The following is a 20,869-nucleotide window of genomic DNA, read 5'->3' on the forward strand; positions in this document are numbered from 1 at the left end:
ACCATGGCACGCGGCAAGCTTCGGATCTACCTCGGCGCGGCGCCGGGAGTCGGCAAGACCTACGCGATGCTGTCCGAGGCGCACCGGCGGGTGGAGCGCGGCACGGACTGCGTCGTCGCGCTGGTCGAGCACCACGGCAGGCCGCGTACGGAGGTGATGCTGCACGGCCTCGAACAGCTTCCCCGGCGCGAACTCGCCTACCGCGGCTCGCAGTTCACCGAGATGGACGTGGACGCGGTCCTGGAGCGTCGGCCCGCCGTGGCCCTCGTGGACGAGCTGGCGCACACCAACATTCCCGGCTCGCGCAACGTCAAGCGCTGGCAGGACGTCGAGGAGCTGCTCGACGCGGGCATCGATGTCGTGTCCACCGTCAACATCCAGCACCTGGAATCCCTGGGCGATGTCGTCGAGTCGATAACGGGAGTGCGCCAGCGCGAGACCGTACCCGATGAGGTGGTGCGCCGGGCCGACCAGGTCGAACTCGTCGACATGTCGCCGCAGGCGCTGCGCCGCCGCATGGCGCACGGCAACATCTACAAGCCCGACAAGGTGGATGCGGCCCGCTCCAACTTCTTCCGGCTCGGAAACCTCACGGCGCTGCGGGAGTTGGCGCTGCTGTGGGTGGCGGACCGGGTCGACGAATACCTCCAGGAGTACCGCAGCGAGCACAGCGTCTCCAAGATCTGGGGCTCGCGCGAGCGCATCGTCGTCGGCCTGACCGGCGGACCCGAGGGCCGCACCCTCATCCGCCGCGCCGCCCGCCTCGCCGAGAAGGGCGCCGGCGGCGAGGTGCTTGCGGTGTACGTGGCGAGGGGCGACGGACTGGCCTCCGCCTCCCCCAGGGAACTGGCGGTCCAGCGCACCCTGGTCGAGGACGTCGGAGGCAGCTTCCACCACGTGGTGGGAGACGACGTTCCCCCTGCCCTGCTCGACTTCGCGCGGGCCGTCAACGCGACGCAGATCGTCCTGGGCACCAGCCGTCGCAGCACATGGCAGTACGTGTTCGGCCCCGGTGTGGGCGCGATCGTGGCCCGCGACTCGGGCCCCGACCTCGACGTCCACATCGTCACCCACGAGGAGGCCGCCAAGGGCCGGGGCCTCCCGGTGGCACGCGGCGCCCGCCTGGGCCGGGCCCGCTCGATGTGGGGCTGGGCGGCGGCGGTGGCCGGCCCGATACTGCTCACCCTGCTCCTGACCAACATCGACTCCGACCTCGGCCTCGCCAACGAGATGCTGCTGTACCTGTCGTTGACGGTGGCCGCGGCGCTGCTGGGCGGCCTGCTCCCGTCGCTGGCATCGGCGGCGGTCGGCTCGCTGCTCCTGAACTACTACTTCAGCCCGCCGGTCCACCGCCTGACGATAAGCGACCCCAACAACATCGTCGCCATGGTCATCTTCGTCTCGGTGGCGGTGTCGGTGGCGTCCGTGGTGGACCTGGCGGCCCGCCGCACCCATCAAGCGGCCCGGCTGCGCGCCGAGTCGGAGATCCTGTCCTTCCTGGCGGGCAGCGTGCTGCGCGGCGAGACGAGTCTGGACGCGTTGTTGGAGCGGGTCCGCGAGACGTTCGCGATGGAATCGGTGGCGCTCCTCGAGCGTACGAGCGAGGTCGCTCCGTGGACGTGCTCGGCGAGCGTGGGCCCCCGGCCGGTGGAGCGCCCCGAGGACGCGGACGTGGACATGCCGGTGGGCGACCACATGGCGCTGGCGTTGTCGGGCCGCGTACTGCCTGCGGAAGACCGCCGGGTCCTGGGCGCGTTCGCGGCACAGGCAGCGGTGGTGCTGGACCGTCGCCGCCTGAAGGAAGAAGCCGACCAGGCAAGGCTGTACGCGGAGGGCGACCGCATCCGTACGGCGCTGCTCGCCGCGGTGAGCCACGACCTGCGCACCCCCTTGGCCTCGATCAAGGCATCCGTCACATCGCTGCGCTCGGACGACGTGGAGTGGTCCGAGGCGGACGAGGCCGAACTGCTCGAAGGGATCGAGGCGGGCGCGGACCGCCTCGATCACCTGGTGGGCAACCTGCTCGACATGTCCCGCCTCCAGACCGGCACGGTCACCCCGCTGATACGCGAGACGGACCTCGACGAGGTCGTGCCGATGGCCCTGGGCGGCGTACCCGAGGACAGTGTCGTACTGGACATCCCCGAGGATCTCCCGATGGTCAGCGCGGACCCGGGCCTCCTGGAGCGGGCGATGGCCAACATCGTGGAGAACGCGGTGAAGTACAGCCCCGAGGGCGAGCGCGTCCTCGTCTCGGCCAGCACGATCGCCGACCGGGTCGAGGTCCGCGTGGTGGACCAGGGCCCCGGCGTCCCGGACGCCGCGAAGGACCGCATCTTCGCCCCGTTCCAACGCTACGGGGACGCCCCGCGGGGCGCCGGGGTGGGCCTCGGCCTGGCGGTGGCCCGTGGCTTCGCCGAGGCGATGGGAGGCACGCTGGCGGCGGAGGACACCCCGGGCGGGGGCATGACGATGGTGCTCACGCTGCGGCCGGCGCTGGGGTATGTGCCGACTCAGCGGGCTGCGGCGTCCGAGGACACGTGAGGCGTGCGCCGCTCGGGGCCGGGGTCAGAGGGCCTGCCCGCCATCGCCGCCGTTGCGGAAGACGAGCAGGTAGCGCCAGAAGAGGAGCCTGCGTATGCGGCACCCGGGCAGCAGCGCCGCCGCCTCCCGGCGGATCTGGAGCAGAGGCATGGTGGGCTGGGCGACCGGCGCCCGCGCCGGGGTGCGTCCGGTGACAGCGGATCCGAGCCTGTCCCGCACGAACACGGCCAGCCTGACAACGGCGTTGACCGGCACGGCCGCCAGGCTCCACGCCCAGTCGAGCCGGGTCCGCTCCGGATAGCAGCCCAGGACGACGAGAACACCGCCGGGCGCGAGCGCGTCCCGCAGCGCGGCGACGGTGCCGAACGGCATGTGGTGAAGGCTGGCGAGGCAGGAGATGAAGTCGTAGTGCGCTTTGGGCAGTCGGACTTCGGTGACGTCCGCGCACCGGAAGCGCGGGGCGCGCTCGCCGGGTGTCGACCCTGCGGCCGGCGCGCGTGCCTCGGCGACGACCTCCTCCGAAGGATCGATCGCATCGACCTCGACACCGAGCCGGGCGAGCCGCCACGCGAACCGTCCGGTCCCACAGCCAACGTCTAATGCGGTACGGCAGTTGGGCGGCATCTGGCGCAACAGCAGCGGGTGATAGTGGTCGTTGTGATCGAAAGGCATGGCACGACCTTGCCACAGCGGGTGTGCCCGGCCCGCGCCCGGAAGCTCCCCTCCCACAGCTCTCTGTTTGGCCCCTGCCGTGCGCATGAGTTCAGCCGCGTCGGCCGGATCTTGCAGGGTGGGAGCCAGCAGGCGCAGGTAATGGGCCTGTGATTCCAGCGATTTATCCATCATGCGAAGGTTGTTGGCAGACACGGTCACCGCATTGCGATGTCCCAGACCGGCCGCGAAGACGAGATCCGACAGCGACGCCAAGTACTCGATTCCCTGGAAGACAGTTGTCACGTCGGTGAAAAGGCCGTGCCCCCTGAGGTAGTAGTGCACCTTGATCTTCTGCTGTCCGCGGGCGTAGGTCAGCGTGCGCAGGAGCTCCGTCGACAGCAAGGGCCTGTCGTAGCCGAGTTCATCCGTCAGGAACGCGAGGGTGCTGCGGGCTGCCGGTTCGAACTGATCAAAGACACGGCCTTTGCGTCGCATGTTCCGCCCCCGTGGTATTCGCTTGTTGCCGTGAGGGCCTGGCCGCCCCCACGCCCTCCTGGCGCCGCGCAATTCCCCCGCATTCTCCCCAAATTCGCTTCGGGCAGCCAGAACTTGCTCACGCCTGCATCCGGCTACGCCGAGTTGAGCGCTGACAGCGAGGTGATGGTGGGGATGCGGTGGACGAAGGTGCGTTGGGCGCGGCGGGAATGGGGGCGCGTGGCCGCGGCCCAGTCGCCCGCCCGCCGAGACTGGGGGCGGCGTAAGCCGGCTGCTGGGTGATCCGGCCTTCCTCCGACTCCCGGTCCGCGAGCTGCCGGTCAGGCAGATGCCCTCCTGCCCTCTTCCCGCACATGTTCACGGGCCCGAGGGCCGGGCGGCGTCGGAGTCGCTCCCGGAAGCCGAGGAAAGGGCCATGACTACGTGGGGGCGACCTCGGCGAGCAGGCCCCGGACCAGGGACTCGATCGCGTCGCGGATGGGCCGGACGGCGTCGATGCCGTGCCCGGCAGGGTCCTCCAGCTGCCAGTCGAGGTAGCGCTTGCCGGGGAAGACGGGGCAGGTGTCTCCGCAGCCCATGGTGATGCAGACGTCCGACTCGCGTACGGCGTCGATGGTGAGGATCTTCGGAGTCTCGGCAGAGATGTCGATGCCGACCTCGGCCATCGCCGCGACGGCGGCCGGGTTCACGGCGGCGCCGGGGTTGGACCCGGCCGAGCGGACCTCTACGCGGTCCCCGGCCAGGTGGGTCAGCCACGCGGCGGCCATCTGGGAGCGGCCGGCGTTGTGGACGCAGACGAACAGCACGGAGGGCTTGGTCTCAGACACGGGCGGAGCCCTCCTCTGCGATGGCCGGTGCGGCGACTGTGGTCGGTTGGGAGAAGTAGCGGCGGGAGGCGAGGGCGACGTGGACCAGGCCGATGAGGACCGGCACCTCGATGAGGGGGCCGACGACCCCGGCCAGGGCCTGGCCGCTGGTGGCACCGAAGGTGGCGATGGCGACCGCGATGGCGAGCTCGAAGTTGTTGCCCGCGGCGGTGAAGGCCAGTGTGGTGGCGCGCGGGTAGTCGAGACCCACTGCCTTGCCCAGGGCCATGGATCCGGCCCACATGACGGCGAAGTACACGAGCAGCGGCAGCGCGATGCGGGCGACGTCGAAGGGCTGGGAGGTGATGGCGTCGCCCTGGAGGGCGAAGAGGATGACGATGGTGAACAGCAGTCCGTACAGGGCGAACGGCCCGATACGCGGGACCAGTCGAGTCTCGTACCAGCTGCGGCCCTTCACTCGCTCGCCGAGGCGTCGGGTCAGGTACCCGGCAAGGAGCGGGATCCCGAGGAAGATCAGAACACTGCGGGCGATCTCCCACACCGACACGTCGAGAGCGGTCTGCTCCAGGCCGAGCCAGCCGGGCAGGACGGACAGATAGAACCAGCCGAGCAGGCTGAACGCCAGTACCTGGAAGACGGAGTTGAGGGCGACAAGGACGGCGGCGGCCTCGCGGTCGCCGCAGGCCAGGTCGTTCCAGATGATGACCATGGCGATGCAGCGGGCCAGGCCGACGATGATCAGCCCAGTGCGGTACTCGGGCAGGTCCGGCAGGAAGATCCAGGCCAGGGCGAACATGAGCGCCGGTCCGAGCACCCAGTTCAGGACCAGCGAGGGGATGAGCAGGCGGCGGTCGCGGGTGACGGTGCCGAGCCGGTCGTAGCGGACCTTCGCGAGGACCGGGTACATCATCACGAGCAGGCCGAGCGCGATCGGCAGCGAGACGCTGACGACCGTCACCTTGGCGAGGGCGTCTCCCAGGCCCGGTACGACGCGGCCCAGCCCGAGGCCGACGCCCATGGCGAGCAGGATCCACACCGCCAGGTTGCGGTCCACGAACGAGAGACGCCCGGTCGCCGGTGCGGGGATGCTGCTCATGACCGCGTCTCCACGGGGACGGGCTGTCCGGGGCGGGTGAGAATCCCGGCGAGCTTGTCGGTCGTCTCGGGCAGCAGCCAGTAGTAGACCCAGGTACCGCGCCGCTCGCAGTCGATGAGCCCGGCCTGCCGCAGGAGCTTGAGGTGGTGGGAGATCGTCGGCTGGGAGAGGTCGAAGGCGGGGGTGAGGTCGCAGACGCAGATCTCGCCGCCCTCGCGTGAGGCGATCATCGACAGCAGACGCAGCCGGACCGGATCGCCCAGGGCCTTGAAGACCTTGGCCAGCTCGACGGCCTGGTCCTCGTCCAGAGGGGCGGTCAGCAGCCCAGGACAGCATGCGTCCGTGTCCGCCCGGCCGAGCACCACAAGCTCTTGTTTCGACATATCTCTATGTTGACGAACTTCGATCCAGAGCGCAAGCTTGAATCGAGGTTCATCGAAACAACCTGATCCGGGCCCCGAGCCCGTCATCGAGGAGTGAACGCCATGAGCGACCAGGCCACTGACCTGCCTGACCTGCGCGAGACCGTCCGCCGGCGCTATGCGGCCGCCGCTGTCCAGGTCACCGAGGGCCGCACCGCCTGCTGCGGACCGCAGGCCGTCACGATCGACGAGAACTTCGGATCCGGCCTCTATGCGGCCCACGAGCGCGACGCCCTGCCGGCCGCGGCCGTTGCCGCCTCGCTCGGCTGCGGCAACCCCACCGCGGTCGCTGACCTCCATGAAGGCGAGCGCGTCCTCGACCTCGGCTCCGGCGGCGGCATCGACGTCCTGCTGTCCGCCCGCCGCGTCGGCCGAACGGGCAGGGCGTACGGCTTGGACATGACCGAGGAGATGCTCGCCCTGGCGCTGGCCAACCAGAAGAAGGCCGGGGCCGTGAACGTCGAGTTCCTCAAGGGCACCATCGAGGCCATCCCGCTGCCCGCGAACACGATCGACGTCGTCATCTCCAACTGTGTGATCAACCTGTCCACGGACAAGCCCGCCGTGTTCGCCGAGATGTTCCGCGTTCTGGCACCCGGTGGTCGCATCGGCATCTCGGACGTCGTCGCCGACGACGCCCTCACCTCCGCCCAGCGTGCCGAGCGCGGCGACCATGTCGGCTGCATCGCGGGTGCGTTGTCCTTCGCCGAGTACCGCGAGGGGCTGACGACGGCGGGATTCACGGACATTGAACTCACCCCGACCCATGCCGTCGCCGACGGCATGCACTCCGCAATCGTGCGCGCCACCAAGCCCCTCACTGACGGCGACGAGCTTCCGCAGGCCCCCACTGCTGAAGCCGAGGCCGAATCCTGCTGCGGCGGAAGCGGTTGCTGACGCCCGAGAGGGGCGCGGAACGAGGCAGGTCCCGACCTCGTTCTGGTCGGGACAGACTTCGATGATGATCAAAGGCGACGTGCCCGTCCCTACAGCCAGTCCCGCCGCTTGAATACGAAGTCGCTGACCAGGGGGTTTGTCCCTCGCGCACACCTGACCTGCGCAGGAGGGACTTTCAGGGGCTTTCGGCTTCGTGTGGTTCTATGTAGCTGATTCTCCCCACGCGCTCCCCAGCGGTGCGAAAACTCCCCAGATTCTCCCCAGAGATGCCGACGTACCGTGCCTCGATGGAGTGCCGTTGCTGTTGCACCTCAGCGCCGCCCGTGGGCTGCCTGTGGAACCCAGCGTAACCAAAACGGCGGGCGCGATCCGCATAGTTGGGCGCTGTGACGAGGCCGCGGAAGGTCTGGGCGACGGTTTCCCGGCGCTGCTGCGCCCGCCCGTGCTCGCTTGCCGGGGTCACGGTGACGCTTCTGGCCCCGCGATGGGCGCTGGGCGAGTCGTCGAAGGCCACAACAATCCGCTGGAACACGACACTGAGTGTGCGCCCCGTGCACGGCCCCGTGAAGCCGCCGGACACGAACCCGCAGCCGTCCTGAGACTTGGCCTGGCGAACTCTGCCCGCGTCGGGTGCCGGGGTGGGATGCTGAGCGCGAGAGCTCGGGGACGGCCGCCACCCCACCTGAGAGGCGGTGGCCGCTCCGCATGAGGAACGGTGAGCTCCCCCCAGCGTTCCTCGCGCGAGGAGCCCGCCCGATAGCGGGGATGCGGGAATCCCTGTCCTGAATCCGGGACGGGCATGGGCTGGAGCCGCCGAGTCGGTGCTGCGGCTCCAGCCGGCCTGTGCCGACCGGGTCGGGGAGAGCAGTCTCCAGCCGCCTCTCTGGGCACCCATGGTGAGTGGGCTGCACCCCTCTGTCAGCACATTGGGTCGGATGCCCCGGCTCGGGAGCCTTGCCACATGGCTTTCGGCCGTGCAATCGGCCCTGATTAGGGGGCGTTGCGTTCCCGCGGCTTCTGAGGCCGGGTGAGGATGTCGTCAACTCCGGCCACCTTCAGTGCCCTTCGAACGAGCGAGGGCGTGTGGGGCACGGTCATGCCGCCGCCGACCAGCTGGCAGTGACGAAGATGGACGAGCAGCGCGTTGATCCCGGAGGAGTCGATGAAGCCGACCTCGGCCAGATCCAACGACACTCGGCGGTGCAGCAGGGGTGGCAAGCGCAGCCCGGAGGAGAGCTGCGCTCTCCAGAGCAGGGCCGAGGCCCGCAGCGACGTCGACTTGCAGCGGTTCTGACGAGGGGTGAGGCATCCACGCCTCCTCATGCCGTGTGCTGGAATCCTCAACGCGGTGCCGTCCCACCGTGCTGATGCCCTGCCCGAACAGTTGGCCCGACCAGGCGCCGTGTCTCCCCTGTCGCCGTCCCTGCCGGGCTCGGTCGGGCGCCCCCCTGTTGCCGGGGCTCCCGTGACTGCGAGGGCGCGCGGATCGGACTTGAGCGCCGTGTCCGGCCGCAGTTCGCTCAAGCGACGGCGATGGATCCCGCCGGGGCCGCACGGCCCGGACCGCCCTTCCAGGATTGATGGTTCCTGACCGAAGTCACCAGGAGCCCGCGCACCCTGGAGGGATCGCGTGGGTCTGAGCCCCTGAGCACAGCGGGGAAATGGTTTGCGCCACATCTGGCGCTTCGTGCCGACCGGCTTCCGGGGTGGTGGGGGCTGAGGCATGCTGGGAGTCACGCACCTCGGTTCGGTGCGGAGGGAGGCGCGGTGAGGGGCCGTGGACTTCTCGTGGGCGCTGACACTGCCCCGTGAGCAGATCAGTGTGCTGCTCGCTGGGCGGCTGGCGGGTGCCGCGGTGCTGGCGCTGGGGGTCGGATCGTCGACCGCGGGGGCGATGCGGCACAACGTGCAGGCCGCCGGCGGCTACGTCGCCATGCACAGCCGGTCCCCGTTCTTCCGGGTGCTGCTCAGTGTGCGGGGGATGTCGTGCCAAGTGACGGTAACGGACAGGGACTTCGCTCGGTCGGTCAGTGGCGGGCCGGACGGTCTCGACCACGGTGACCACGCGATGGAGCGGAAGCGGATCGCCCACCTGTTGTCCGTCCTCGCCGACCAGGTGGACATCCATCACAACGAGCATGGTGGGATCACGCTCAGCTTTCAGATCCCGCTGTTTCAGGGGCAGCCCGCGCCCGGCTCCGAGTCCTAGGGTGAGCAGGGAGGGAAGGAGAAGCAGCGGATTCCGGCACCTTCCCGGTAGTGATGGCCGTTGTCCGCCCGTGGTCTCACCACAGCCCGGAAGGTTCCGTGTCGTGGGTGGGGCAGGCACCATGTCAGCCGGTCGCCAGACCGGGGCCGCGCCGGTCCTCGGCGCACCGTAGGGGCGGAGGACCCCCATGCCGGACCAGGCTCGCAGCCACACGTCAGAGGACAGCAGCGTCTACCCCGCAGATCTGCTGGCCCAGCGTCTCAACATGATCTCCGACTTCGTCGACCAGGCGTGCGCGGACTTCGAGCGGCACCCCGCCCAGTCGCGGCGGATGCTGCTGGTGTTCACCGCAGTTCTTGGCGGTCTGACCCAGGATTTACAGGCCATCTTGACCCCGGAACTGCGCGAACTGGCTCGGGGCGCGGTCGATGCGGCAGCTGGTGCTGAGGGCACCCAGCTGAGCGAGGGCGACCGGGAGAGCTCGGCCCGGCTGCTGGCGGGGATCTGGGGTACCGGCGCCACCGAGGGCGTCACGGCCGAGAACTGGCGGATCCTGGCCCCGGGCCTGGCCTCCGCCTGCCTCCAGGTGGCACGCCTCACCGGCCAGTACGAGCGGTGGAACCCCACAGCCCCTGAGCCGAGATGACCCACGGCGGGTACTGAGGAACACACCCAGTTCACCGATCGTGCTCATCGGACGCGCAGGGAAGACGACTACGGGTCCTGGCGGGTTTTGGGGACGGGGCACGGATCAACGGCCGTGCTCCTGGTGACGCGGCCACGCGGGCGGAGCCGTCCGCGGCTCCTCACCCTGGCCGGGGACCGGTCGTGCAGGACCGCTGCGGGTGCCTCGACCACCGGGGTGGAAGCGGCTGTAGTGGTGCAGCGCGATCCTCTCGGAGTGCTGTGCGTTGAGCAGGTGGATCATGCGTGCCGCTCCCGCGATCAGGAGCAGCGTGATGACGATGGTCAGGGCCGTGGTCATGGCGGTCACATCCCCACCAGGAGGCGGTCGGGGCGGGTCGGAACGGCGGCGTAGGCCGAGGAGGTACCGCCCTCGTGCTCCCATACTTCTTCGAAGTCCTGCAGTCGGTCGGCTGCTGAGGCGCCGTGTAGGGCTTCGTCGCCCGCGATGAGCGCGCTCGCGGTCAGGGCCAGGCCCGCGGGGTCGCTCGCGGCGGCCATCAGCCGGGCGGCCGCGGCGGCGCTGGTCTGCGGCGGGATGACGAGGAGGTCCCAGCGGCCGACTCCGTAGGACAGCACCAGGAGTTTGTGCGGGTCTTGCTCCGTCTTGAACCAGCCGGCCTTCACCAGGTGTCCGGTGACGGGGATCCTGCGGGGGATGACGGGCCAGTGCTCAGGGTTCACGGCGATGCGGGTGATCCGGCCCCACAGGGGGTCGAGTACGTCGATCAGCGCGGGAAGTTCACGCAGCAGATCACGGGAGCGTGGCCACCAGGCCCCGTCCAGGAGTCCACGGGAGGCGCTCGCGGGCTTGAGCGCAAGGCGCACGTTCGGAGCTGCGCCGGGATCGCGCTGCGCCAGAAGGAGGTCAGTGGTCGCGGACATGGCGCGAACCCGTCTCCGGGTCGCCGTTCGTGGACAGCGGCCCGGGGGTTATTGCTCGCCGAGAACGAGGCCGACGCTGTGGCCGGCGTGCGAAGTGCTCTCGGTATCTCCAGCGTACTCCCAGGCAAGGGCCAAAGGACTGGCTGGGGCAGCGAGGTTCGGTTCGTCATCGGGATGAAACCGTGTTGGTGCGTGTGTTGATCTCCGAGACCGAGTTGGCGCGCTGATCGGTGACGTAGGCGAGGGTGGGCCGTACTGCTGGAAGACCGCTTCCCTCTGTTCGGTGGGCAGGACGTCGTCCATGCCGATCGAGGTGGCCGCCCTTTGTCAGCGCCTTGCCGTAGGCGATCTTGATCTGGCCAGGCCCGACCGTCGCGCCGTCCAGGGGGACGAAGACAAGGCGGTGCCAGGTGGGCAGGCCATCCGGACGGTGGCCGTGGCCGGGTCGTCGGTGCTGGTGTCCGCATAGACCGCTTCCATCGTGCCGATGCAGTGCCTGCCGACGTCCCTGGCGCGGGGGCACGTGGGAGAGGAGGGAACGGAAGGTCGGTCCGTAACCTGAAGTTCCTGGTACGGCGCTCGGCCGGTCCCCCTCCGCGGGATGCGCCGGACATCGGACGGAAGCCCCGTCCCTGGCGGGCGTCGCGGCCACTGGTCAGGGAGGAGCCGGGATCCGGGGTGTCTGTTCGGCGGCACAGTCCTGGGTGCCGTTCTCCGGACCGGGACGCGACCGGGTGTGGGAACAACTGCTGTGCCGGAGTGTGAAGTTCGAGGTCCGGGCTACTCGCCCGGTGTCCGGCAGGCATGCCCGGGGACGAAGGCGCCGGAGGGTTGGAGACACAGCCCCCGGCGTCGCCCGTTCACCGCTCGTCCTCGCTCTGACGGCGGCCATCAGAGCAGGCCGCGCCCGGCCACGGCATGCTCAACCGGTGTCCTCTCCCTCCAGGGGCGTGCTGGTGCGGGTCGTGCCCGAGGCGCCGGCCGGTGTCCGGCCGGGCGTGGCGGGGGCGGCGCTGAGGGCGAGGAGGGCCACGTCGTCCGCGGGGCCGACGGGGAAGGTTGCCAGGAGCGAGGTCAGGTCGTCGATGATCGCGGCGGCGCCGAGTGCCGTGTTGGCGGCGGCGTGATGGGTGAGGTGGGCGGCGAGCCCGATCTCGTCGAACCGTGCGCCGTGGGAGCTGCGCGAGGCTATGAGCCCGTCGCTGTAGAGCAGGAGCGCCTCACCCGGCAGGAGCCGGAGCGTACGGGAGGCGATGAACACGCCGGGAAGAACGCCGATGAGCATGCCCCCGGTGAGGTCCACCCGCGCCGCCCGGGAGGCCGCGCGGGCAGGCCCGTCGCGCCGGGCCGGCTGGAGGTGGAAGGCGGACGGGTGGCCGCCGCCCGCCAGGGTGATGGTGAAGCCGTTGGCGGGGTCGGGCGCCAGGGTGCCGAAGACCAGGGTGCAGAAGCGGCTGTCGGCAGTGGGGTGCGACAGCAGGGCGGAGTTCAGCGCTCGCAGTACCTGGCAGGGGTCGGGCTCAAGGAGTGCGGTGGAGCGCAGGGTGTAGCGGATCAGTGAGGTGAGCTCGGCGGCCCGGGCGCCCCGGCCGCTCACGTCGCCGAGGAAGAACGCCCACTGGTCGCGGCCCAGGGGGAACACGTCGTAGAAGTCCCCGCCGATGTCGGACACGGACGCGGTGGCGTAGTGCGAGGCCGCCTCAAGTCCCGGCACGCGCGGCAGGGTGGGCGGCAGCAGGGTGCTCTGCAGGGTGGCGGCGTACGAGGCGATCTCCGTCCGGTCCCGCTCGGCCCGCTCCCGCGCGGCGTGCTCGACGTCCACCAGTTCCCGCTCCACGCGCAGCATGCGCAGTGCGGAGAGCCGCAGTTCGAGCTGGTCCATGACCAGCGCGGCCAGATCGGTCAGGGCAGCGGTCTGGTCGGGCGCGATCCGGCGCGGCCGGGTGTCCAGCACGTCGACGGTTCCCAGTCGGTGCCCGTCGCGGGTGGTGATGGGCGCGGCGGCGTAGAAGCGCACCCGCATCGGGCCGGTGACCAGGGCGTTGGCACGGGCGGCCGCATCGTGGAGGGTGTCGGGAATGACCAGGGGCTCGTCGGTGAGGATCGCCGAGGTGCACAGCCCTGGATCCCGGCCGGTCTGGGTGACTCCCTCCAGTCCGTAAGCGGCTTTGAACCAGACCCGGTCGGCGTCGACGATCGTCACCGTCGCCACCGGGGCGTCGAAGAGGCGGGCGGCCAGGGCGGCGATCCGGTCGAACGCCCCGTCGGGCGGGGTGTCCAGGATGTCGTAGCGGCGTACGGCTTCGATGCGCCGGGCCTCCTGCTCCGGCGGAAGCCCCGTGCGCGTCGGGTCCGGTAATTCCTCGGGCCGTGGTGTTCCTTCGGCTTCCACCGGGTCGGCACCCCCTCTGCTTTCGTGCAGCGGACCTTCGCCCATGGACGGCTGGCGGGGACGGTCAGACCCCCAATCCGACCAGGGGTTCGGAGTCGTCGACGAAAGCGCGGGCGATGTCGGACAGGCGTCGGTTGTGGGCGCGGGCGTAGCCGCGGAGGGCGGTGAAGGCCTGTTCCATGTCGGTGCCGTGGCGTTCGGCGAGTTTGCCCTTGGCCTGTTCGATCAGGATGCGGCTGTTGAGGGCGGTCTGGAGTTGTTCGTTGAGGACGGTGCTGCGATGGGTGGAGCGTTGTTGGAGGAGGCTGATGGTGGCGACGTCGGCCAGGGCCTGGGCGATGGAGGTGCTGCCCGGGTCGAAGGGGCCGGGGTCGGTGTGGAAGAGGTTGAGGGCGCCGACGACTTCGTCGCGCAGGCGCATGGGGAGGGCCTGGACCGCCCCGAACCCGTGGAGCCCGGCCTGCGTGGTGAAGCGCGGCCAGTGGTCTGTCTCCGTACGCAGGTCGGGGACGGCCACTGGTGTTCCCGTGCGGTAGCAGTCCAGGCAGGGGCCTTCGTCGTTCTGGAGCTGGAAGAGTTCGAGGAGGCGTACTTGTTCGTCGGAGGCGGCCATGACGCGGAGTTCGCCGTCGCGGTCCGCGAGCAGGACGCCTGCGGCGCTCGCGCCGAGCATCCCGACGCAGCGGTCGGTGAGCAGGCGCAGGAAGTCGATCAGGTCGAAGTCGGCGACCAGGTTGTCCGCCAGCTCGACGAAGGTCTTGGCCAGGAGTCGCTCATTCATCGGCTACACCCTTGATGGAGGTCGGCTGCGCCCGAACGGGCCGGGAAACGTGCGCAATTCAGTGAACCGTGCGAGGGAACCGGTCGTCCTCATCGGCCCTCCTCGGTCCGCTTCGGCTCCATGTCCGGGGAGAAGAGCAGGCGGTGGGCGACTATGTCGGAGGCCACGTCGGCGAGCCGGTGTCCGTGGGCGAAGGCGTGCGCGCGCAGCCGGATGAACGCCTCCTCGATCCCGACGCCGAGCTGCACCGTGAGCACGCCGGTGGCCTGGTCGATCTCGGCCCGGTACGCGCCCAGGTCGTCACGGCGCCCCACGGGCCCCGTATCGCCGGGCTGGTCGATCCGGGCGTCGAGCAGGAGCAGCGTCGCGGTGTCGGCGAAGGCCAGGGCGTCGGCGAGCGCCTCGGTGCCCAGCTCGACCGGCACGCCGGCGTACAGGTCAAGGACCCCCGGACTGATCGCCCCGAACTGCAGGGGGAGCGCGAAGACCGCCCGCACACCCGCCTCCAGGGCCGCGTCAGCGAACACCGGCCAGCAGTCCTGGAGTTCACTGGTGAGCAGGTCGGGCGTCAGGATCGCCGAGCCGTGGGCGAAGGCATCCACGCACGGTCCCTCACCCAGGGTGAGCTGGAGTTCCTCAAGCCGTTCGCTGATCTCGTCAGTGCTGCACAGTGGATGGCTGGCCGTGTTCGGGAACATCGCGGACAGGCCGGCGCCGCTGACCGGCAGCGAGGCGACCGCAGCGGTGCACACGTCCACGACCCCGACCCGAGCATCGCGCAGGGCCGCCTGCTGGGCGACGAGCGCCTGGATCCGGGACGACCGGGTGTCGGGCGTCACACGGTCCTCCGGGTCCAGCTGGGGTGCGGAGGTTTCGTCGGCCGTACGAAGGTCCGTTCCGCGAAGCGGAGAATCAGGGCCCGGAGCAGCGGTGGACCGGTCGGGTGCCACACCGCTCCGATGTCCTGCCAGCCTCCGGCCCGGAGGCCGGCGAGGGTCGGGAGGTCGCCCGGGTCCACCAAGGTTGCGCCGAGCGACGCCCGGCGGCCGGTCAGGAGCCGTTCCTGCAGTCGGCAGGCCAACTCCTGACCCGCGGGGTGTGGCCGGACCAGGATCTTGGAGATCGCGAAGACATCGCCGGAGGTGGTGAGTTGCTCGACGCCGTACGGGAGCGTCCCGTCGAACCCGAACCACCACCGGCCGTCGCTCGGAACGGGGAATCCGAAGGCACACCCCACCAGGCAGTCGGTCTCCGCGATCACCAGGGCGAACCCCGGTCGCCGGATGTCGGCGGCGAGGCGACGCAGGAACCCCGTCCGTCGGAGGCTGCGGTACGTCTCGCGGATCGTCGCCTCGCAGGACTCCGTGTAGAGATCCGCCAGTTCCTCCCTCAAGTCCTGGGCCCGCCGGCGACTCACCCGGAGCAGCCGCACCGCGGCCATGAGGTATGGGTCGTCGTCCCTGGGCCTGTGGGCTTGCTCCGGCCGGGGCCGACCGCTCACAGCACACCATCCGTGACGGCAGGTCCCAAGGATGCCAGCCGGCGCGGTGCTCCGCGGCACGCCGTGGGCGGCGAAACCGGTGTCGCGCTGAGGGAGCCGCCCCCGGGAGGAGGGGATTGCTGTCCGACCGGGCCCTCCGGGAAGAGGAATTCGGTGCCCGTGATCCTGACCATCCAGGCCAGCATGGGTGACGGATGGTGCAGTCGCAGGGATCCGCCGAGCGAGGTGGTCCGCTGGGCCGCGTAGAGGAAGGCATTGAGGCCGCTCACATCGCAGAAGGTGAGCGGGGTGAGGTCGACGTCGATCGTACGGATGCCGTCGCGCAGGCACTGTTCGAGGGCCTCGCGCACCTGCGGGATGGTGTCCAGGTCGATTTCGCCTGCCAAGGTGATCAGCGACCGTTGCCTTCTGTCGTGGCGGTAGATGTTCAGCGGGGGCAGGGGCATGACGCCTCGGTTCGGTAGACCTGCCGGGCAACGCCAAGCGGCGGAGCCGGACTCGTGGCCGCTCTCGGCACGCTGTCGACAGGGGGCGTACTAACGGCAGAAGCAGACCGGCGGCTGGCCCAACACCTCCCCCGTATCGGAAGGGGGACCCGCACGATTCACTTCAGGAGATGCGCCGGCGACCGGACGAAGGGTCCGCTCCCCGAGCCTCAGTTCGGAGCAGCAACATGTCCGCCGGGGTCTGGGACGTCCACACAACAGCATAGTCCCGGCTGTCCTCGCCAGGACTGCTCCTGTGAAACACCCTGAACAGTGACGGTTTCGGCAACGCCACGTCCAATAGGCGGTCGGGATACGAGAATTGAGGCGCCGGACCGATCAGCGCCGACGTCCGCGGTTCCGGCGCTCTCCGACCGGGCCGATACGCCTTGAAAGTGGTACTGCGCAGCGTCCGTGGGCCGCTGGAGGAGGGGGCTCAGTCGGGCCGGGTCACGACGAGCGCCTCCTGCACTGTGGCGAACATCGGCACCAGGGGAGTGACGCCGCCTGCGGCCAAGACCTTCCGGTGCCATGGCCGGACACAGACCAGGCCCAGCTCACCGCCACACTCCCTGACCCTGCGATGGGCACGGTGCAGCAGCGTCAGGGCGGCGCAGTCGAAGAAGACCACCGCCCGCAAATCCACGATCAGCCGGGCTCCCGGCCGGGCAGTCGCGGCATCGAGGGGCGCCTGGGCTGCCGCAGCGGTGGTCAGGTCGATCTCTCCGTACATCTCGACCACGGTAGATCCCTGCATCAGACGGGTACGCGCGCCACCCAACACCTGTGGAGAGTGCCCCGCGACGAGAGGAACGGGTTCCGGTAAACCCGGCTGAACGGTGCTTCCCACGGTAGCTCCCCACCCACAACGTCCCCCGCAGAAGCGGGAGTTCACGGTCATCGGGTGCAGCCACCAGGTCTGGGGTGATGCGTTCAGCACCCTATAAACGAACAAAGGAGAAGAAACGTACAAGCAGGCAAGTGTTCACCCTCAAGAGTGAACGGCCGCATGCCTCCGCGTGCAGGCATGCATCCCGTCGCCTGGCTGAGCAACCCGCGCGACCAGCACCGGAGCAGCAACCAGCACCGGAGCAGCAACCTGCCGTTGGCCACCCCTGAGCACACACCCAAGGTGGCCGGACATGGCCTTCCACGGTCCGAACGCCCCTTCTACCCTGGGCATCAGGCTGAACACGTCCGCGCGCACCAATCACCATCGCGCCGGTCGTGCCCGGCCCCGGCTCCCAGCCCTGAGCCCGCATCATCGTCGAGGCCCGGCTGGGGCCGCATTGCCGACAACGCAGCTCCAGCCCCCGGTCCTTGCGGCAGACGTGACCGGGGTACTCCCGCACCCCGGCTGCCCCAAGGATCCAGCGCGGGGATACGAGGAGGGGAGCCTTGTATCCCCGCGGCCGCATGGCCGCGCCTCGCACAACGGAGCGCGTTGACCTTCGCGCCGGCACAACGACGCGAGCGGACTCGCCACGAGTGCCGGGGTGGCGGGCGGCGACGTGCGGGCGCACCCCCGTCGGATGCCTTGCGCCCGCCGTCGGCGAACAGGGATCAGCCACGTCGATCACCGCCGCTGACAGCCGGTCTCCACTATCAGGGTGAGAGCCCCGGGGTCCGCTAGGCTCGATGTGTGGCAGCAGAACAGCACTCGGCGGAGCGGTACGACATCGTTGCTGTCGCGTCCTCGGCCGGGGGCATCCATGGTCTCGGTGTACTTCTGGGCGCGCTCGGAGCCGATTTTCCCGTACCCGTGCTGATCGTCCAGCACCTCGATCCGCGGCACAGGACCGTTATCGCCGAGGTGCTGGCCCGCCGGATGTCCCTGCCCGTCAAGCTGGCGGAGGACGGGGAGCACGCGGAGCCGGGGGTCGTCTATGTGGCCCCGCCCGACCGGCATCTCCTCGTCGGGCCGGAAGGCACCCTGTCATTGTCCCGGAGTGAACTCGTCCACTTCCTGCGTCCCTCTGCCGACCTCCTTTTCGAATCGGTGGCCGGCGCCTACGGGCCGCGAGCCATCGCCTGTGTGCTGACCGGCACCGGGAGCGACGGCGCGATGGGGGTGGACGCGGTGAAGTCGCGGGGCGGCACGGTGATCGCCCAGGATCCAGCGACGGCGGAATTCAAGGGGATGCCCGAGGCGGCGGTGGGGACGGGGGCCGTTGACTTCGTGCTGCCCCTTGAGGAGATCGCCACGGTCATCCGTGGACTTGTCGAGACCGAGAGGCAGTGATGGGCGAGTCAGCCCCGACCGAGACAGATCAAGGTCTGGAGGACCTGCTCTGCTTCATTCGCGATGCCCGCGGTTTCGACTTCACCGGTTACAAGCGCTCCACGCTCAGCCGTCGCATCCGCAAGCGGATGGGGGATGCCGGTGTCCACGACTACGCGGACTACCAGGACCTCCTGGAGACGGACGCCGACGAGTTCCGCACCCTGTTCAACACCATTCTGATCAATGTCACTTCGGTCTTCCGCGACTCGGAGGCGTGGGCTCTGCTCCAGCGCGAGGTCGTGCCGGAGGTGATCACCAACGTTGCCCCCGAGGACGAGATCCGGGTGTGGAGCGCCGGCTGTTCCAGCGGTGAGGAGGCGTACTCGCTTGCGATCATGTTTGCGGAGGCACTCGGCGTCGACGAAAGCCTGAATCGCGTCAAGATCTACGCCACGGACGTCGACGAGGAGGCGCTGCGCCAGGCTCGCGCGGGGCTGTACCCGGCCAAGTCCCTGGAATCGCTCTCCGCGGAGCTGCGCGACAAGTACTTCGAACTGAGCGGTACCCAGTACCTCTTCCGTCCCGACCTGCGGCGGAGGGTGATCTTCGGTCGGCACGACATCACCCGCGACGCCCCGATCTCCCGGCTCGACCTGCTCGTCTGCCGCAATACCCTCATGTACTTCAACGTGGAGGCGCAGAGCCAGATCATCGACCGCTTCCACTTCGCCCTGCGCGAGAGCGGCTTCCTCTTCCTCGGCAAGGCCGAGATGCTGCTGAATGACGGCGACAGGTTCGAGGCGATCAGCATCCGCCAGCGGATCTTCCGGCGGCGCCCCGGTGAGAGCAGTCCGCCGTACATCGCGGCGCCGGTGAAGATCAGAGCCGGCATGGGCATGGAGATGCAGACGGCGACCCGCGTCCGGCAACTGCGCGACCTGATCCTCGACGCGACTCCCGGTGCCGCCGTGGCCCTGGACGCAGAGGGAGTCGTCGTGATGATCAACAGTCAGGCGCGCTCCCACTTCGGCCTCACGGCCAATGATGTGGGCCGTCCCTTCCAGGACCTTGAACTCTCCTACCGGCCCACCGAGCTCCGTTCCCTGATCGACCAGGCCACGCACGAGCGCCGGACATTGCGGGTCCACGGCGCCGAACGGCGCATGGGTGACGAGGTCCAGTACTTCGACATCCTCATCCAGCCGATCCCCAACGGCCCCGGCCTGCCGGTCGCCATCAACGTCACGTTCACCGATGTCACGCTGGCCACCCAACTCAAGGCGGAGGTCAAGCGCGTCCGCGAGGAACTTGAGACGGCGTACGAGGAACTCCAGTCGACAAATGAGGAGTTGGAGACCACCAACGAGGAACTCCAGTCGAGCATCGAGGAGTTGGAGACCACCAACGAGGAACTCCAATCCACCAATGAGGAGTTGGAGACCACCAACGAAGAACTTCAGTCGGGCAACGAAGAGCTTGAGACCATGAACGACGAGATGCGGCTGCGTACCGAGGATCTCGACGAGGCGAGGGCGTTCCTGGAAGGCGTGGTCGGCAGCATCGCGGCAGGCGTGGTGGTGCTGTCCGCGGAGATGAAGGTGAAGAGCTGGAACCGGGGGGCGGTCGACCTTTGGGGGCTGCGCGCGGACGAAGTGCACGACGTGCACTTCTTCGCGCTGGACTTCGGCTTGCCCACCTCCGAACTGCGTGACGTCATCCAGCAGTGCATCGCATCGGGCAAACGTGCGGGGCCGGTGAGTGTTCCCGCCGTCAATCGCATCGGCAGAAGCATCAACTGCGCCGTGGTCTGCTCCCCGTTCGACGGCCACAACGGAGGTGTCGTCCTTCTGATGGAAGACGTCGGGAACGAGGGCGGCGGCTGACGCCGGAAGCCGTACGCTGTGAACATGACCGCACAGGGCGGGAGTTCACGCCCGGCAGACGGGCAGATCGGTATCGCGCTGCGGCGAGCCGCTCTTGCTACCGAACGGGCAGCGCGCCAGAGGATGTCCGCCGAGCGGCACGAGCGGCTGGCGGCGGAAACGGGACGCGAGTTCCATGTGACCATGGCAGCCACGCACCGCAGGATCGCAGAGCGTCATCACATCGCGGCGCAGCTCCAGAAGAAGTACGCCTACGGACTGGCGGACCGGTCGGCGGGGGGCGGCGCCCGCCGTCTGTTCATGGCAGCCGTAGCCGAGACTTGCGGCACCTCCAGTGCCGCTCTCACTCTGGTCGGGGCCGACATGGCCCAGCTCGCGTTGGCTGCGTCCGACCAACTCGCACGAAACGCGCAGGACTTGGAGTTCGTACTCAACATGGGGCCCGCCCGGGACGCCGCCCAGAGCCGTCGGACGGTGTGCGCTGCGGGACCTGCGATGGAGGAGCGCTGGCCCGGCTACGGCGCAGGCCTCGCAGAGCTGGGACTTGCCTCGGTGATCGCACTCCCGCTGAAGTCGCAGACCGGTTGCGTCGGGGCGCTCACGGTCTTCGATCCCCGGCCCGGCCTCGCCGAGTGCGGGGTCTTCGGCAAGGTGGCCGATGCCCTGGCCGAGAGCATGCTCCTCGGCCCGGATGCCGACCCCGACCTGTACGGCGAGACGGACCACCGGGCGGTGGTGCACCAAGCTGCCGGGATGATCTCCGCGCAGATCAACTGCTCGCTCGACAATGCGCTATCGCTCATCAAGGCGCGGGCCTTCAGCTGGGGAGAGTCCCCGGAGTCGGTGGCGCGCAAAATCGTGTCCGGAGATTTGAAGCTCCACTACTGAGG

The 20,869-nt window shown here is 69.4% G+C and carries 21 protein-coding genes and 1 pseudogene; 7 read left to right on the top strand and 15 right to left on the bottom strand.

What is annotated here, in order from left to right:
- The first annotated feature begins 3 nt into the window (after positions 1-3).
- Positions 4-2,544 carry a DUF4118 domain-containing protein gene (locus ABD346_RS12915; protein WP_344374611.1) on the top strand — a complete coding sequence of 847 codons (2,541 nt, stop codon included), beginning with the start codon at positions 4-6 and terminating at the stop codon, positions 2,542-2,544.
- A 24-nt stretch (positions 2,545-2,568) separates the two neighbouring features.
- On the opposite strand, the gene ABD346_RS12920 is transcribed toward ABD346_RS12915, so the two are convergent.
- The 4 genes from ABD346_RS12920 to ABD346_RS12935 form a co-directional block, all read right to left on the bottom strand.
- Positions 2,569-3,216 carry a class I SAM-dependent methyltransferase gene (locus tag ABD346_RS12920; protein WP_344375129.1) on the bottom strand — a complete coding sequence of 216 codons (648 nt, stop codon included), beginning with the start codon at positions 3,214-3,216 and terminating at the stop codon, positions 2,569-2,571.
- An 896-nt stretch (positions 3,217-4,112) separates the two neighbouring features.
- Positions 4,113-4,520: an arsenate reductase ArsC gene (locus ABD346_RS12925; RefSeq protein ID WP_381230073.1), complete on the bottom strand. Its 408-nt coding sequence runs from the start codon at positions 4,518-4,520 to the stop codon at positions 4,113-4,115.
- Positions 4,513-5,616, bottom strand: a complete 1,104-nt coding sequence (arsB, locus tag ABD346_RS12930) for an ACR3 family arsenite efflux transporter (RefSeq protein WP_344374612.1) — start codon at positions 5,614-5,616, stop codon at positions 4,513-4,515. Before arsB ends, ABD346_RS12925 begins: the two co-directional genes overlap by 8 nt.
- On the bottom strand, positions 5,613-5,999 hold the full coding sequence (locus tag ABD346_RS12935; RefSeq protein WP_344374614.1) for an ArsR/SmtB family transcription factor: 387 nt from the start codon (positions 5,997-5,999) through the stop codon (positions 5,613-5,615). Before ABD346_RS12935 ends, arsB begins: the two co-directional genes overlap by 4 nt.
- A 102-nt stretch (positions 6,000-6,101) precedes the next feature.
- Between ABD346_RS12935 and arsM the strand changes: the two genes are divergently transcribed.
- Positions 6,102-6,935 carry an arsenite methyltransferase gene (arsM, locus tag ABD346_RS12940; RefSeq protein ID WP_344374615.1) on the top strand — a complete coding sequence of 278 codons (834 nt, stop codon included), beginning with the start codon at positions 6,102-6,104 and terminating at the stop codon, positions 6,933-6,935.
- A 175-nt stretch (positions 6,936-7,110) separates the two neighbouring features.
- Here the strand turns inward: arsM and ABD346_RS12945 are convergent, their stop codons facing one another.
- Together ABD346_RS12945 and ABD346_RS12950 are read right to left on the bottom strand one after the other, a co-directional pair.
- Positions 7,111-7,467, bottom strand: a complete 357-nt coding sequence (locus tag ABD346_RS12945; protein ID WP_344374617.1) for a hypothetical protein — start codon at positions 7,465-7,467, stop codon at positions 7,111-7,113.
- Positions 7,468-7,925: 458 nt separating this feature from the next.
- Positions 7,926-8,258, bottom strand: coding sequence for an STAS domain-containing protein (locus ABD346_RS12950; RefSeq protein ID WP_344374618.1), 333 nt, complete (start codon positions 8,256-8,258; stop codon positions 7,926-7,928).
- Between the two features lie 454 nt (positions 8,259-8,712).
- Here ABD346_RS12950 and ABD346_RS12955 point away from each other — a divergent pair, with 454 nt between their 5' ends.
- Complete coding sequence (locus ABD346_RS12955) at positions 8,713-9,144, top strand: hypothetical protein (RefSeq protein ID WP_344374620.1); 432 nt, start codon at positions 8,713-8,715, stop codon at positions 9,142-9,144.
- Between the two features lie 187 nt (positions 9,145-9,331).
- On the top strand, positions 9,332-9,790 hold the full coding sequence (locus ABD346_RS12960) for a hypothetical protein (protein ID WP_344374621.1): 459 nt from the start codon (positions 9,332-9,334) through the stop codon (positions 9,788-9,790).
- Positions 9,791-9,895: 105 nt separating this feature from the next.
- On the opposite strand, the gene ABD346_RS12965 is transcribed toward ABD346_RS12960, so the two are convergent.
- The 9 genes and pseudogenes from ABD346_RS12965 to ABD346_RS13005 all read right to left on the bottom strand — a co-directional run bounded on the left by ABD346_RS12965 (position 9,896) and on the right by ABD346_RS13005 (position 16,773).
- On the bottom strand, positions 9,896-10,129 hold the full coding sequence (locus ABD346_RS12965; RefSeq protein WP_344374623.1) for a hypothetical protein: 234 nt from the start codon (positions 10,127-10,129) through the stop codon (positions 9,896-9,898).
- A 5-nt stretch (positions 10,130-10,134) separates the two neighbouring features.
- Positions 10,135-10,713: a DUF5994 family protein gene (locus tag ABD346_RS12970; protein ID WP_344374624.1), complete on the bottom strand. Its 579-nt coding sequence runs from the start codon at positions 10,711-10,713 to the stop codon at positions 10,135-10,137.
- Between the two features lie 249 nt (positions 10,714-10,962).
- Positions 10,963-11,202: pseudogene (locus tag ABD346_RS12975) on the bottom strand (PRC-barrel domain containing protein); the annotation flags it as partial.
- 433 nt (positions 11,203-11,635) lie between these two features.
- Complete coding sequence (locus tag ABD346_RS12980) at positions 11,636-13,105, bottom strand: PP2C family protein-serine/threonine phosphatase (protein WP_344374626.1); 1,470 nt, start codon at positions 13,103-13,105, stop codon at positions 11,636-11,638.
- A 64-nt stretch (positions 13,106-13,169) separates the two neighbouring features.
- Complete coding sequence (locus ABD346_RS12985; protein WP_344374628.1) at positions 13,170-13,886, bottom strand: GAF and ANTAR domain-containing protein; 717 nt, start codon at positions 13,884-13,886, stop codon at positions 13,170-13,172.
- 89 nt (positions 13,887-13,975) lie between these two features.
- Positions 13,976-14,725 carry an ANTAR domain-containing protein gene (locus ABD346_RS12990; RefSeq protein WP_344374629.1) on the bottom strand — a complete coding sequence of 250 codons (750 nt, stop codon included), beginning with the start codon at positions 14,723-14,725 and terminating at the stop codon, positions 13,976-13,978.
- On the bottom strand, positions 14,722-15,327 hold the full coding sequence (locus tag ABD346_RS12995) for a hypothetical protein (RefSeq protein ID WP_344374631.1): 606 nt from the start codon (positions 15,325-15,327) through the stop codon (positions 14,722-14,724). The genes ABD346_RS12990 and ABD346_RS12995 overlap by 4 nt, the downstream gene beginning before the upstream one ends.
- A gap of 56 nt (positions 15,328-15,383) precedes the next feature.
- Positions 15,384-15,833 (bottom strand): STAS domain-containing protein, encoded by a 450-nt coding sequence (locus tag ABD346_RS13000; RefSeq protein WP_344374632.1) that lies wholly within the window; start codon positions 15,831-15,833, stop codon positions 15,384-15,386.
- 475 nt (positions 15,834-16,308) lie between these two features.
- A complete protein-coding gene (locus ABD346_RS13005) occupies positions 16,309-16,773 on the bottom strand; it encodes an STAS domain-containing protein (RefSeq protein ID WP_425582995.1) in 465 nt (154 codons plus the stop codon).
- 741 nt (positions 16,774-17,514) lie between these two features.
- Between ABD346_RS13005 and ABD346_RS13010 the strand changes: the two genes are divergently transcribed.
- From ABD346_RS13010 to ABD346_RS13020, 3 genes are read left to right on the top strand one after another with little or no spacing between them, the layout of a single operon-like run.
- A complete protein-coding gene (locus ABD346_RS13010) occupies positions 17,515-18,114 on the top strand; it encodes a chemotaxis protein CheB (protein ID WP_344374633.1) in 600 nt (199 codons plus the stop codon).
- The gene (locus ABD346_RS13015; protein ID WP_344374635.1) at positions 18,114-19,979 is read left to right on the top strand and encodes a CheR family methyltransferase; all 1,866 of its coding nucleotides are present in this window, start codon (positions 18,114-18,116) and stop codon (positions 19,977-19,979) included. Before ABD346_RS13010 ends, ABD346_RS13015 begins: the two co-directional genes overlap by 1 nt.
- Before the next feature lie 24 nt (positions 19,980-20,003).
- Complete coding sequence (locus ABD346_RS13020) at positions 20,004-20,867, top strand: GAF domain-containing protein (protein ID WP_344374636.1); 864 nt, start codon at positions 20,004-20,006, stop codon at positions 20,865-20,867.
- The last annotated feature ends 2 nt before the right edge of the window (positions 20,868-20,869 follow it).

It is taken from the genome of Streptomyces mauvecolor (genome assembly GCF_039532965.1).
GTDB classification, from domain to species: Bacteria; Actinomycetota; Actinomycetes; order Streptomycetales; family Streptomycetaceae; genus Streptomyces; species Streptomyces violascens.